The following is a 12410-nucleotide window of genomic DNA, read 5'->3' as shown; positions in this document are numbered from 1 at the left end:
TTTGCGTCGCGCCGGCGTTTGCGTCTGGCCGGCGTTCGCGTGGGCTCGGGGAGCCCACCCTACGGCGTTCTTGCTCCTACTTCGAACCACGCGCCGATCTGCGCGCGCTCGGCATCCGTCATATGGGTCATGTTCGCGAGCGGCATCGCCTTCAGCTGCACGGCCTGCTGGTAGATGCGCGGCGCGTTCCGGGCAATGCCTTCGGCGTCGTCCAGCATCACGCCGGCCGGCGCGCTCGCGAAACCGGGCTGCGTCGGGTGCGCCGCGTGGCATGACACGCAGCGCTGGCGCACGATCGCCTCGACCTGCGCAAAATCGGCCTTGCCTTGCGGCGCACCCGGCCGCGGCGGCGCCAGCACGACCGCGAGTCCCAGCAACAGCGCGGCGCCGATCGCCGGATAAATCCACTCCACGCGTCCCTTGTGGCGCAGGTTGAAGAAGTGGCGGATGAACACGCCCGCCGCCATGATCGTGCCCAGCACGGCCCACGCGTGCGGATGGCGATAGGTCATCGCGAAGTGGTTGCTGATCATGATGAACAGCACCGGCAAGGTGAAGTAATTATTGTGGACGCTGCGCTGCTTGCCGCGGATGCCGTGGACGGGGTCCGGCGTGGCGCCCGCGCGCATCGCCTCGACCATCTTGCGCTGGCCCGGAATGATCACCATCGCCACGTTCGCGACCATGATCGTGCCGATCATCGCCCCCACGTGGATATAGGCCGCGCGGCCGCTGAGGAAATGCGTGAGCACCCAGGCCGCACCGACCAGCAGCGCAAACATCACGGCGCCGAACGCGAGATCGTGGCGCCCGAGCGGCGAGCGGCACAGCAGGTCGTACGCGACCCAGCCGGCGACGAGGCTCCCGGCGCCGAGGCCGATGGCCTGCCAGGCCGACAGGTCGGCCACACTGCGGTCGACCATCATGGCCTGCGCATTGAACCAGTAGACGACGAGGAGCAGCGCAAAGCCCGACAGCCACGTCGCATAGGCTTCCCATTTGAACCAGTGCAGCTCGGCCGGCAATTCGGCCGGCGCGACGAGGTATTTCTGCGGGTTGTAGAAGCCGCCGCCGTGCACGGCCCACAACTCGCCGGCCACGCCCTTGCGCGCGAGGTCGGAGCCGGGCACCGGCGGCCGCAGCGAATTGTCCAGCCAGACGAAGTAGAACGAGGCGCCGATCCAGGCGATGCCGGTGATGACGTGCAGCCAGCGCACCAGCATGTTCATCCATTCGAGGACATACGGGACCAGGTATCCAACCGCTTCCATGACGACTCCTTCAGAGCGTGACCGGCAGGCGACAGTGCCTGCGATTTATTTTATTCAACATGAAAAATAACGTATATTTAAAATCAGACTTCGTATATAACCTGACCCGCCCATGTCCTCCCTGCCCCAGCACCTCGACCTGCACCTGATCCGCATCCTCTACCTGCTGCTGGTGGAAAAGAACGTGTCGCGCGTCGCGCTCAAGCTGAACCAGCCGCAGCCGTCGATCTCGGCCTCGCTGCGCAAGCTGCGCGAACTGACGGGCGACCCGCTGCTCGTGCGCGGCGCGCGCGGCATGGTGCCGACCCAGCACGGCGAAAGCCTGCTCAAGCCGGCCAAGCGCATCCTCGACGAGACCGAGAACCTGTTCGTCCGCAAGACGCCGTTCGTGCCGGAACAGGCCGACCGCACGTTCCACATCGCCGCGCCCGACTACCTCGACACCCAATTCCTGCCGGGGGTCGTCGCGTCGATCCGGCGCGGCGCCCCGAACAGCCGGGTGACGATCCACCACCTGGGGCCGGGCACGGACTACCTGCGCATGCTGTCCGACGGCGAGATGGACCTCGTGATCGCCAACTGGGACGAGCCGCCTTCGCACCTGCACATCTCCAAGCTGTTCGAGGACCCGATCATCTGCACGATGCGCGCCGACAGCGCCTACGCCAAGCGCACGGCGGCCGACGCGATGACGGTCGAGGACTACCTGACCCTGCCCCACGTCGCGCCGACGGCCATGCTGCCCGGCTACCACGGCGTCATCGACGCCTTCCTCGAACGCCAGGGCCTGCACCGCAAGGTGGCCGTGGAATGCCCGTATTTCGGCCTGATCCCGTACATGCTCACGCAGACCGACCTCGTGCTGACGACGGGCCGCCAGTTCATCCGCTTCTACGAAAACACGCTGCCGCTGAAAAACTTCACGGTCCCGATCAAGTTCCCGCCGATGCGCTTCTATCAGCTGTGGCACCAGCGCGTGCACCAGTCGCCCGAGCACAAATGGCTGCGCGACCAGGTGACGGCCGCGGCCAAGGTGGTCGTCAACCGGTAGGGTAGGCACCCGTGCCCACGCGTTACGCCGGCACATCGCCAACGTCGCGCGTGGGCGGAGGCCGCCCACCCTACTTGACCTGCACCATCTGCGGCATCTGCGCCGTCATCTCCTGCGCGACCAGGTGACGGCCGCGGCCAAGGTGGTCGTCAACCGGTAGGGTGGGCACCCCGTGCCCACGCGTTACGCCGACACGTCGCGAACGTTGCGCGTGGGCGGAGGCCGCCCGCCCTACCTGGCGAGCGCCTGCTGCATCTGCGCCGTCATCTGCTGGAACTGCAGCGCCAGTTTCCGGCACGGTTCCTGCTTTGCTTCACACAGCACTTTCATCTCGACGAACGTCCCCTTGTCGGTCTTGCGGATCAGGCGCCGGACGACGGCCGGGTAGGCGTCGTGCTCCTTGGGCACGAACGACCAGACGGCCAGTTCCGGCTTCGGGACGGTGATGACGGTCCAGCCGTCCGGATGGGTGACCTTGGCGTCCGGCGCTTTCTGCAGGGCGGACAGCGCGTCGGCGACGCGGGTATAGCCGAGCGGACGGGGTGCGTCGGCGCTCTGCGCCTGCGCGTGGGCGGCGCCGGCCAGGGTCAGCGCGGCGGCGAGGGGGATGGCGAATCGTTTCATGAGGTCGTATCTGGTTGACATGGCGACATCGTGACATGCCGGGGTCATCCCGGCAACACGATTCGCGCCCGCCCCTTTGGCACCGTTCCGTGTGAGAATCGGGGGCGGTCAAAAAATTTTCGCCGCGCATGAACCTTGGCGCGGTCAACGGGTATTCACCGCTAAACAGTAGAGAGCGCATGCGTGGATAGGAGAATCGAAGAAACGGCTTCGGCGGCTGGAACGGCCGAGAGCGAGGCCAGCCTGGTCGGCCGTGTCGCGGCCGGGGACCGGCGCGCCTTCGAAATGCTGTACCGCGTGTATTTCCCGCGCCTGGCGCGCTTCCTGCAACGGATGACGCGCAGCGTGCCGCTGATCGAGGAAATCGTCAACGATACGCTGCTCGTCGTCTGGCAGAAGGCCGCCACGTTCGACGGCAGCTGCAAGGTCTCGACCTGGGTCTTCGCGATCGCGTACCGCAAGGCCTGCAAGGCGCTGCACGCGCTCGACGAGCCGGCGGGCGACGCCGCCGACGAGTGCGTGGGCGACGATGCCGGCCGGCCCGACTGGCGCTTCGAACAGCAGCGTCTCGCGCATGCCGTCGACGTGGCCGTCGCCGCGCTGCCGCTGGCGCAGCGGGCCGCGTTCCAGCTGACCTTCTATCACGACATGGGTTACGCAGAAATCGCAGAAATCATGGAATGTCCCGTCAACACCGTCAAAACGCGCCTGTTCCACGCGCGCCGCCGCCTGGCAACGCTGCTGGAAGATCAGCTGGAGATCCGGTCATGAACCCGTACAGCCATCCCGAAGCCCAGGATGCCCTGCCCTGGCTCGCCAACGGGACCCTCGCCGGGGCGGAACTGGAACGCGTGCAGGCCCACGTGGCCACCTGCGCCGACTGCCGCGCCGACCTCGCGCTGCTGCGCACGGTGCGCGCGGCCGGGCCGGGTCCGGACCTCGGCTTCGACCCCGACCGCGCGCTGGCGCGCCTGATGCCGCGGCTGGACGCGACTCCCGTGGAGGACGACGTCCCCGTGCCGTGCGCGCTGCCGCAGGCGGAGACGCTGCCGGAGACGGAGACCGTGGCGGCGACGGCGGCGCTGCCGGGGTCGGCGACGCCGGGCCTGCTGCAGCGCTGGCGCGACCGCCGCGCCGCCAACGACGGCGCCTGGCTGCGCGCCGCCGTCGCCGCGCAATTCTGCGCGATCGCGGTGCTGGCCGCGCTGCTGGCGCGTCCGGCCGTGCATCCTGACGCGCCCGGCGACTACCGCGTCCTCGGCGCGGCCGGCGCGAACGGGGCGGCGCGGCTCGTCGTGACCTTCCGGCCCGACACGCCGGAGCGCGAGCTGCGCCGCATTGTGCGCGCCAGCGGTGCGCGCATCGTCGGCGGGCCGACCGTCACGGATGCCTGGCTGGCCGGCGCGGACGGCCGCCTCGGTCCCGTGCTGGCCCGGCTGCGCGCGGAACCGGCCGTGACGCTGGCCGAACCGTTGTCCACGGACGGCCAGCCGTGAAACAGGTACTCGCCCGCCTCCTGGCGCTGTGCACAGCCCTGTGCGCGCTCGCATGCGTGGTGCCGCGCGCGAACGCGGACCCGCCCACCCCGCACGCGGCGTCGGCGCCCGCCGCGCACCAGGTGCTCGTGATGCTGCGCATGCCGTCGCCGCACTTCCGTCCCGACGGCGCGTACGGCGGCGGCTACACGGACGACGGCACCCGCGCCGCGCGCCGCCGCGTCGCGCGCGACCTCGCCGCCGCCTACGGCCTGCGCGTCGTCGACAACTGGCCGATGCCCGCGATCGGCATCGACTGCTTCGTGATGGAAGACACGGGCACCGGTCCCGTCGACCGCCTGCTCGACACGCTGGCGCACGATCCCCGCGTCGCGTGGGCCCAGGCCATCCAGGAATACCGCAGCCTCGGCGGCGGCGACCCGCTGCTGCCCGTGCAGCCGGCCGCGCAGGTGTGGCAGCTGACGACGCTGCACCGCGCGAGCACGGGACGCGGCGTGACGGTGGCCGTCGTCGACAGCGGCGTCGACGCGAACCACCCCGACCTCGCGGGCCAGGTCAAGCTGCGCCGCAACTTCGTCGACGCGTATCCGGACGGGCCCGAGGCCCACGGCACGGCCGTCGCCGGCATCATCGCCGCGCGCGAAGGCAACGGACAAGGCATCGCGGGCATCGCGCCGGGTGCAAAACTGCTGGCGCTGCGCGCGTGCTGGGAGACGGCGGGACCGCCCGCCCGCTGCAACAGCTTCACGCTCGGCAAGGCCATCAATTTCGCGCTGATGAACGATGCGGGCGTCATCAACATGAGCCTGGGCGGACCGCGCGACCGGCTGCTGGAGGCTCTGCTCGACGCGGCCCTCGCGCGCGGCGTGACGCTCGTCGGCGCGGCCGATCCGGCGCAGCCCGACGGCGGCTTTCCCGCGTCGCACCCGGGCGTGATCGCGGTGGCGTCCGACACGCAGCGCGCGCCGCCGCCCGGATCGCTGCGCGCACCGGGAACGGACGTTCCCACCGCGCTGCCGGGCGCGCGCTGGGGCATGGTGTCCGGCTCGTCGTATGCGGCGGCCCACGTGGCGGGCCTGGCGGCGCTGATCCTCGAACTGCGTCCCGGCACGGCGCCGGCCCGGCTGCGGGCGGACCTCGACGGCGGCGCGCGCGTCTTTCCCGCCGCGTTGGCATCGGGTACGGGACAAGCTGGTAGCATAGACGCCTGCGCGGCCATTGCACGCGCCGCCGGAGCCTGCGTTTGCCTATGCCCATCGACGACCACGACCGCCAGCCTGCCCTCCCCGCGCCCGCATTGACGGGCGCATTTGCATTCTTCCTTGCCGCCATGGTCCTGGCGCCCGCCGCCTCGGCCCAGACCAGCGGCGACCTCACCCTCGTGTCCGAATACGCCGCGCGCGGCCTCTCGCTGGGCGCCCGCCCGGCCCTGCAGCTGCGCGTGGACCGCGACTTCGATGCCGGCTGGTACGCCGGCGCCTTCGCCTCGCCCATCGAGCTGTATGGCCGCAGCCAGGGCCTCCTGATCGTCTACGGCGGGCGCGCGCTGCCGCTGACGTCGCGGTTGTCCTGGGATGCCGGCGTCACCCGCACGATCTACCTGCGCGACCACCACGTCGACTACCAGGAGTTCTACGCCGGCCTGACGCTCGACCGCGTCAACGCGCGCCTGTCCTATTCGCCCGCCTATTACGGCGCGGGCCGCACGATCTACCTCGACCTGAACGGCGGCATCCCGCTGGGCGAGCGCCTGGCGCTGGCCCTGCATGCGGGCGCGCTGCATCCGTTCGGCAGCGATTATCGCCGCGACGACCGCGACCGCGACCGCGCCGACCTGCGCGCCACGCTCGCCTACGACACGGGCGACTGGCGCCTGCAGGCAGGCTGGCAGACCCTCGTGCGCGGGTCCGGCAGCAGCTTCCCGCGTGCGCGCGCCCTCGTGGCCGGCGCCAGCCTGCACTTCTGAAAACACCCGCGATTCGATTGAACCTTGCACGCCGCCGGGGGCATTAACGTCGTCCCTTCCCGACGCGTCCTACAGAGGAGCAATCATGAACCTGCAATCGAAAACGGCCGTCCGCCTCGTCAAGGCCGGCCTGTGCGGCATCGTCCTCGGCGCAGCCGTCGCGTCGTGCGGCGGCGGTGGCGACGACCACCCGATGACGACGCCCGTCGTCATGCCGCCGGCGATCACGAGCGCCTTCGCGACCACGGCCCTCGTCACCGACCAGTCCAGCGGCGCGGCGCATACCGACACGCACCTCGTCAACGCCTGGGGTCTCGCGTTCAATCCGACGGCCTTCGTCTGGGTCGCCAACAACGGCACGTCGACGTCGACGCTGTACGACGGCAACGGCGTGCCGCAGACGCTGGTCGTCGCCATCCCGGCCGGCACGTCCGGCGCGGCCAGCCCGACCGGCATCGTCTACAACGGCAGCACCGACTTCAAGGTCACGCAGAACGGCGTGACGGGCGCGAGCCCGTTCATCTTCGTGGGCGAGGCGGGCACAGTGTCGGGCTGGTCGCCCGGCGTCAACCGCACGAATGCCGTGACGGCCGTCGACACGGGCGGCAGCGCCGTCTACAAGGGCCTGGCGATCGGCACGTTCGCGGGCGCGAACTACCTGTACGCGGCCGACTTCCGCAACAACCGCATCGACGTCTACGACGCCGGCTTTCAAAAGGCCACGCTGCCCGGCGGGTTCGCCGATCCGAACCTGCCGGCCGGCTACGGGCCGTTCGGCATCCAGGCCGTCGGCGACCGCATCTACGTCGCGTATGCGCAGCGCGAAACGGGCGGGAACGACGAGGTCAAGGGCGCGGGGCTCGGCGTCGTCGACGTGTACGACATGGGGGGCACGTTCCTGCACCGGCTGGCGGCGGGCGGCGCGCTGAACGCGCCGTGGGGCATCGCGCTGGCGCCGGCGAACTTCGGGGACTTCAGCAATGCCCTGCTGGTCGGGAACTTCGGCGACGGCAGGATCAACGCCTACAACCCGTCCACCGGCGCCTTCATCGGCACGTTGTCCCGGGCCGACCACACGCCCATCGTCATCGACGGCCTGTGGGGCATCGCCTTCGGCAACGGCGTGAACAACCAGCCGGCGAACACGCTGTTCTACACGGCCGGCCCCGGCGACGAGGCGCACGGCATCTACGGCCGCATCGACATGCAGTAGGCGTCAGCGCGCGAGGAACGATGCGAACATGGCGATCGTCGCCGCCGCCATCACGCCGGTGCACAGCCAGCCCAGGACGCGCAGGCGCGGCGCGATCGTCAGCTCGCCCATGATGCGGCTGCTCGACGCGACCAGCATCATGATCGTCATCACGGGCACGGCGATGACGCCGTTCAGCACCGCGCTCCAGTACAGCGCCTTGATGGGATCGAGCGGCATGAAGTTGACGCCGACGCCGGCCAGCGTCGCGACGATGATGATGGCGTAGAACTTGCGCGCCGCCGAGAATTCGGAGCCCAGGCTGCTCTTCCAGTGGAACGTGCCGGCCATCGCGTACGCGGCGGACCCGGCCAGCACGGGGATCGCCAGCAGGCCCGTGCCGACGATGCCCAGCGCGAACAGGGCGAACGCGAGTTCGCCCGCGACGGGCTTCAGCGCCGATGCCGCCTGCGCCGCCGACGTCAGGTCGCGCACGCCCTGCGCGTGCAGGGTCGCGGCGGTCGTCAGCATGATGAAGAACGCGACGGCGTTCGATACGGCCATGCCGACCAGCGTGTCGAAGCGGATGCGGCTGAACTGGCGCTGCACCTGCTCGGGCGCGTGGCGCAGCGGCCGCGCATCGTCGTCCGCGCGCAGCTCCTCGACTTCCTGCGACGCCTGCCAGAAGAACAGGTAGGGACTGATCGTCGTGCCGAACACGGCGACGATGGTGGTCAGGTATTCCTTGTTCCACGCGATCCGCGGCCACACGGTCGACTTGAGTACCTCGCCCCACGGCACGTGGACGACGAACACGGTGGCCACGTACGCGAGCAGCACGAGCGTCAGCCATTTCAGCAGGTTGACGTAGCGCTGGTACGGGATGAACACCTGCAGCAGCACGGACAGCACGCCGAAACCGACGGCGTACCAGAGCGGCCGTCCAGGCAGGATGAGCGCCATCGCCTCGCCCATCGCCGCGACGTCGGCCGCGATGTTGATGACGTTCGCAATGAGCAGCAGGCCGACGATGCCCCACACCACGTGGCGCGGCGCGAAACGCTGGAGGTTGGTGGCGAGTCCGCGCCCCGTCACACGGCCGATGTGGGCGCTGATGACCTGGATGGCGGCCATCAGCGGATACGTCAGCAGCAGCGTCCACAGCAGGTTGAACCCGAACTGGGCGCCGCCCTGCGAATACGTGGCGATGCCGCTCGGGTCGTCGTCGGCCGCGCCGGTGATCAGGCCCGGCCCCAGCTTCGACAGCCAGGTCGAGGCTTGCGGCGACGGCGGCGCGATCGTCCCGTCGGCATCCTTGGTGTCTTCATCGTTCATGAAGCCCATCATGCACGCATGTGCGCAGGCGATATGTACGCCTGCGCACACAGTGCAGGGGCCGTAATGCTCCCCTAATGCTCCCCACGTCGTCCCCGCGGAGGCGGGGACCCAAGTTTTTAGCGTACCGCCAGCCTGCAAAATTGGGCCCCCGCCTGCGCGGGGGCGACGGCATGTTTTGCAGTAACGGCCGTTATTTCTCCGCCGCGATCCACTTCTCCACCTGCGCCTGCAGGATCGGCAGCGGCAGCGTGCCGTCGCCCAGCACCACCTGGTGGAACTTCGCGTAGCTGAACTTCGGGCCCAGCGCCTTCCGCGCCTGCGCGCGCAGGCCGAGGATCTTGAGCGCGCCGACCTTGTAGGCCAGCGCCTGGCCCGGCCACACCATGTAGCGCTCGACCTGGTTGGCGGCACGCTCCTCGCTGTAGCCGAGGTTGTCCATCATGTACGCGATCGCCTTCTCGCGCGACCAGCCCTGCGCGTGCATGCCGGTGTCGACGACGAGGCGCACGGCGCGCAGCAGTTCGTCGTTCAGGTGGCCGTAGTACGCGGCCGGATCGTCGTACAGGCCGAATTCGCGGCCCAGCGTCTCGCAGTACAGCGCCCAGCCTTCGGTGTAGGCGGCGGCGCTCGGGTGCTCCGTGAAGAACTTGCGGAAGTCCGGCAGCGGCAGTTCCTTCAGCAGCGCCGCGTGCAGGTGGTGGCCCGGCACGCCTTCGTGCAGGAGCAGGGTCGTCATGCCGACCACGCTGTAATCCCTCGGGTCGTTGACGACGGCCCAGAACACGCCCGGATGCGACCCGTCCGCCGCGACCGGCGTGTAGTGGTCGGACGCCGTGGCGCGCGTCAGTTCCGGTTCCAGCTGGATGTCCAGCTTCGCCTTGGGCAGCAAGGTGAAATACCGCGGCAGCTTCGCCTCGACGGCGGCGTAGATCGCGCGGTAGCGGTCCAGCACTTCGCGGTCGGTCTTGAACGGCTTGAAGCGCGGCTGGGCGGCGACCCATTGCGGGAATGTCTTCAGCGGGCCGTCATACCCCAGCTTCGGCGCCAACGCCGCCATCTCCTGCTGGATGCGCGCCACTTCCTTTTCGCCCAGCGCATGGATCTCGGCGGGCGTCAGGTCGAGGTTCGTGTTGTTGCGGATGCGCGCGCGGTACCACGCGGCGCCGTCCGGCAGCGCGCCGTAGCCGGCCGTCGCGCGGCCGGCGGGCAGGTAGTCTTTTTCGAGAAACGCGTTCAGGCGCGCGAGCGCGGCGTCGATCCGTTGGGCGGCCTGGCGGTAGCCGGCCGTGAGCGTCTTCTTGTCCGCGTCCGCGAAGCCGGCCGGCAAGCGTTTGATGGGCGTGTAAAAAATACTGGCTTCCGCATCGCTCGCGGCCAACTGGCGGAACTGCGGCAGCATCTTCGCGGTGATCGCCTTCGGCTGCACCACGCCCGTGCGCATGCCTTCCTTCATGTTGGCGATGGCCTGGTCGATCCAGGCCGGCAGCTGGTCCAGCCGGGACAGATAGGCGCGGTACTGGGCCGGCGTCGCCAGCGGCTGCGAACCCGTGCCGCCCGCGTAGTTCGCCAGCGTGCTCGGGATGTTGTCGAAGTGGTTCAGCGGCAGCAGGTGCTCGGGGAAGCGTTCGAGGTCGAGCTGGCTCTGGATCTCGAAGGCGAGGATGTCGTAGTTCAGCCGCGCCTTGTCGCCCAGCCGCGCGCGGTCGATCTTGTGCAGGTCGTCGAGCAGCCCGTGGTTCGCGGCGAAGTAGGCCGCGCGCACTTTCGGGGCGATCGCCATGCCGATCTGGTCGTCGTAGCGGCTGTCGCCGTTGGCCGTCGCGTACAGCAGCGGGTCGAAGCGGGCGCGCGCATCGTAGAAGCGGGCCGAAAGGCTGTCCAGCTGGCGCTCGGCGGCGGATGCCGCCGGGGTCGCGGCGGTTGCGGCGGCGTGGGCGGACAGGATAGGTGCGCCGGCCGACAGCAGGGCCGCGAGGATGGCGGCGTTCAGGGTGCGGTTCATGGATCTCCTTTGTGAGGTTATTTCCCGAAAGCATACTACGACTTGTCATCCCGACCATCGCCATGGCGGTGCACCGGACTGCGCCGCGCATCCCCATTTTGGCGCATGACCGCACCGCCACGGTGCTTGTGCACGATTACGGGGCAATCCATATGACATGCTCGCCCGGAGTGCACCATTTCACCAAATTGGAACGTTTATTGCTACCCAGAAGTGCTTATTCGACCAACTTGCACTTTTTTGGAGTAGTACGCATGGATGCATACAAAAGCGGAGCCGACGCGCTCTTCATCTTGCTCGGCGGCATCATGATCCTGGCGATGCACGCCGGCTTCGCCTTCCTCGAACTGGGCACGGTGCGCCGCAAGAACCAGGTCAACGCGCTGGTCAAGATCCTGATCGACTTCGCGGTCTCCACCATCGCCTATTTCTTCGTGGGCTACGGCATCGCCTACGGCATCCACTTCATGGGCGCCACGAGCACGCTCGTCGCCAAGAACGGCTACGAGCTCGTGAAGTTCTTCTTCCTGCTGACGTTCGCCGCCGCGATCCCCGCCATCATCTCGGGCGGCATCGCCGAACGCGCCAAGTTCCATCCGCAGATGGCCGCCACCGCCCTGCTCGTCGGCCTCGTGTATCCGCTGTTCGAAGGCATCGCCTGGAACAACCGCTTCGGCGTCCAGGACTGGCTCACCGCCACGTTCGGCGCGGCTTTCCACGACTTCGCGGGTTCCGTCGTCGTGCACGCCGTCGGCGGCTGGGCCGCGCTGCCGGCCGTGCTGCTGCTGGGCGCGCGCCGCGGCCGCTACACCAAGGATGGCCGCATCTCGGCGCACCCGCCGTCGAACATCCCGTTCCTCGCGCTGGGCGCCTGGATCCTCACCGTCGGCTGGTTCGGCTTCAACGTGATGAGCGCCCAGACGCTGGACAAGATGAACGGCCTGGTCGCCGTGAACTCGCTGATGGCCCTCGTCGGCGGCACCCTGGTCGCATTCGTGATGGGCAAGAACGACCCGGGCTTCGTCTACAACGGTCCGCTGGCCGGCCTCGTCGCCGTGTGCGCCGGCTCCGACCTGATGCATCCGATGGGCGCCCTCGTGACGGGCGCGATCGCGGGCGCGATCTTCGTCGTGATGTTCACCCTGGCGCAGAACCGCTGGAAGATCGACGACGTGCTGGGCGTGTGGCCCCTGCACGGCCTGTGCGGCGCGTGGGGCGGCATCGCGGCCGGCATCTTCGGCAGCCGGGCGTTGGGCGGGCTCGGTGGCGTGTCGCTGGCGTCGCAGCTGATCGGCACCCTGCTGGGCGTCGCCATCGCCGGCATCGGCGGCGTGATCGTCTACGGACTGCTCAAGGCCACCGTCGGGCTGCGCCTCGACGCCGAGGAGGAATTCGACGGCGCCGACCTGGCCATCCACCGCATCAGCGCCACGCCGGAACGCGAGACCACGTTCCAGTAAGCCCCGCGCG

11 protein-coding genes are annotated in these 12410 nt (G+C 69.1%); 7 read left to right on the top strand and 4 right to left on the bottom strand.

Translation table 11 applies throughout. From position 1 onward, the window contains the following. Nucleotides 1–59: 59 nt before the first annotated feature. Nucleotides 60–1271 carry a urate hydroxylase PuuD gene (locus tag ACEN9Q_RS02185; protein WP_495627215.1) on the bottom strand — a complete coding sequence of 404 codons (1212 nt, stop codon included), beginning with the start codon at nucleotides 1269–1271 and terminating at the stop codon, nucleotides 60–62. Nucleotides 1272–1383: 112 nt separating this feature from the next. Between ACEN9Q_RS02185 and ACEN9Q_RS02180 the strand changes: the two genes are divergently transcribed. Then, complete coding sequence (locus ACEN9Q_RS02180) at nucleotides 1384–2322, top strand: LysR substrate-binding domain-containing protein (protein ID WP_322402751.1); 939 nt, start codon at nucleotides 1384–1386, stop codon at nucleotides 2320–2322. A gap of 231 nt (nucleotides 2323–2553) precedes the next feature. Here ACEN9Q_RS02180 and ACEN9Q_RS02175 read toward each other — a convergent pair whose 3' ends face one another. After that, nucleotides 2554–2946, bottom strand: coding sequence for a hypothetical protein (locus tag ACEN9Q_RS02175; RefSeq protein ID WP_056438740.1), 393 nt, complete (start codon nucleotides 2944–2946; stop codon nucleotides 2554–2556). Nucleotides 2947–3129: 183 nt separating this feature from the next. On the opposite strand from ACEN9Q_RS02175, the gene ACEN9Q_RS02170 reads away from it, so the two are divergent. From ACEN9Q_RS02170 to ACEN9Q_RS02150, 5 genes are all read left to right on the top strand, one after another. Next, a complete protein-coding gene (locus ACEN9Q_RS02170) occupies nucleotides 3130–3717 on the top strand; it encodes an RNA polymerase sigma factor (protein WP_495627214.1) in 588 nt (195 codons plus the stop codon). Beyond that, nucleotides 3714–4442, top strand: a complete 729-nt coding sequence (locus ACEN9Q_RS02165; protein WP_495627213.1) for a zf-HC2 domain-containing protein — start codon at nucleotides 3714–3716, stop codon at nucleotides 4440–4442. The genes ACEN9Q_RS02170 and ACEN9Q_RS02165 overlap by 4 nt, the downstream gene beginning before the upstream one ends. After that, entirely contained in the window at nucleotides 4439–5743 is a 1305-nt protein-coding gene (locus ACEN9Q_RS02160) for a S8 family peptidase (protein ID WP_495627212.1), read from the top strand. Before ACEN9Q_RS02165 ends, ACEN9Q_RS02160 begins: the two co-directional genes overlap by 4 nt. Next, the gene (locus ACEN9Q_RS02155; RefSeq protein WP_495627211.1) at nucleotides 5692–6408 is read left to right on the top strand and encodes a TorF family putative porin; all 717 of its coding nucleotides are present in this window, start codon (nucleotides 5692–5694) and stop codon (nucleotides 6406–6408) included. Before ACEN9Q_RS02160 ends, ACEN9Q_RS02155 begins: the two co-directional genes overlap by 52 nt. Nucleotides 6409–6493: 85 nt before the next feature. Further along, nucleotides 6494–7621, top strand: coding sequence for a TIGR03118 family protein (locus ACEN9Q_RS02150; protein ID WP_495627210.1), 1128 nt, complete (start codon nucleotides 6494–6496; stop codon nucleotides 7619–7621). A gap of 3 nt (nucleotides 7622–7624) precedes the next feature. Here the strand turns inward: ACEN9Q_RS02150 and ACEN9Q_RS02145 are convergent, their stop codons facing one another. Continuing rightward, nucleotides 7625–8935, bottom strand: a complete 1311-nt coding sequence (locus ACEN9Q_RS02145) for an Nramp family divalent metal transporter (protein ID WP_495627209.1) — start codon at nucleotides 8933–8935, stop codon at nucleotides 7625–7627. A 193-nt stretch (nucleotides 8936–9128) separates the two neighbouring features. Beyond that, complete coding sequence (locus tag ACEN9Q_RS02140) at nucleotides 9129–10940, bottom strand: DUF885 domain-containing protein (protein WP_495627208.1); 1812 nt, start codon at nucleotides 10938–10940, stop codon at nucleotides 9129–9131. Between the two features lie 254 nt (nucleotides 10941–11194). Here ACEN9Q_RS02140 and ACEN9Q_RS02135 point away from each other — a divergent pair, with 254 nt between their 5' ends. Then, nucleotides 11195–12400: an ammonium transporter gene (locus tag ACEN9Q_RS02135; protein ID WP_495627207.1), complete on the top strand. Its 1206-nt coding sequence runs from the start codon at nucleotides 11195–11197 to the stop codon at nucleotides 12398–12400. Nucleotides 12401–12410 lie beyond the last annotated feature (10 nt).

This window comes from Massilia sp. Masssp93 (genome assembly GCF_059491295.1).
Note: the sequence above shows the minus strand (reverse complement) of the source record. Positions and strands in the feature narration are given on the sequence as shown.

Bases quoted from the DNA above. Each gene is read 5' to 3' on its own strand.
- ACEN9Q_RS02155 (WP_495627211.1), top strand. From the start codon at position 5,692: ATGCCCATCGACGACCACGACCGCCAGCCTGCCCTCCCCGCGCCCGCA.
- ACEN9Q_RS02180 (WP_322402751.1), top strand. From the start codon at position 1,384: ATGTCCTCCCTGCCCCAGCACCTCGACCTGCACCTGATCCGCATCCTC.
- ACEN9Q_RS02140 (WP_495627208.1), bottom strand. From the start codon at position 10,940: ATGAACCGCACCCTGAACGCCGCCATCCTCGCGGCCCTGCTGTCGGCC.
- ACEN9Q_RS02145 (WP_495627209.1), bottom strand. From the start codon at position 8,935: ATGAACGATGAAGACACCAAGGATGCCGACGGGACGATCGCGCCGCCG.
- ACEN9Q_RS02165 (WP_495627213.1), top strand. From the start codon at position 3,714: ATGAACCCGTACAGCCATCCCGAAGCCCAGGATGCCCTGCCCTGGCTC.
- ACEN9Q_RS02135 (WP_495627207.1), top strand. From the start codon at position 11,195: ATGGATGCATACAAAAGCGGAGCCGACGCGCTCTTCATCTTGCTCGGC.
- ACEN9Q_RS02185 (WP_495627215.1), bottom strand. From the start codon at position 1,271: ATGGAAGCGGTTGGATACCTGGTCCCGTATGTCCTCGAATGGATGAAC.
- ACEN9Q_RS02175 (WP_056438740.1), bottom strand. From the start codon at position 2,946: ATGAAACGATTCGCCATCCCCCTCGCCGCCGCGCTGACCCTGGCCGGC.
- ACEN9Q_RS02150 (WP_495627210.1), top strand. From the start codon at position 6,494: ATGAACCTGCAATCGAAAACGGCCGTCCGCCTCGTCAAGGCCGGCCTG.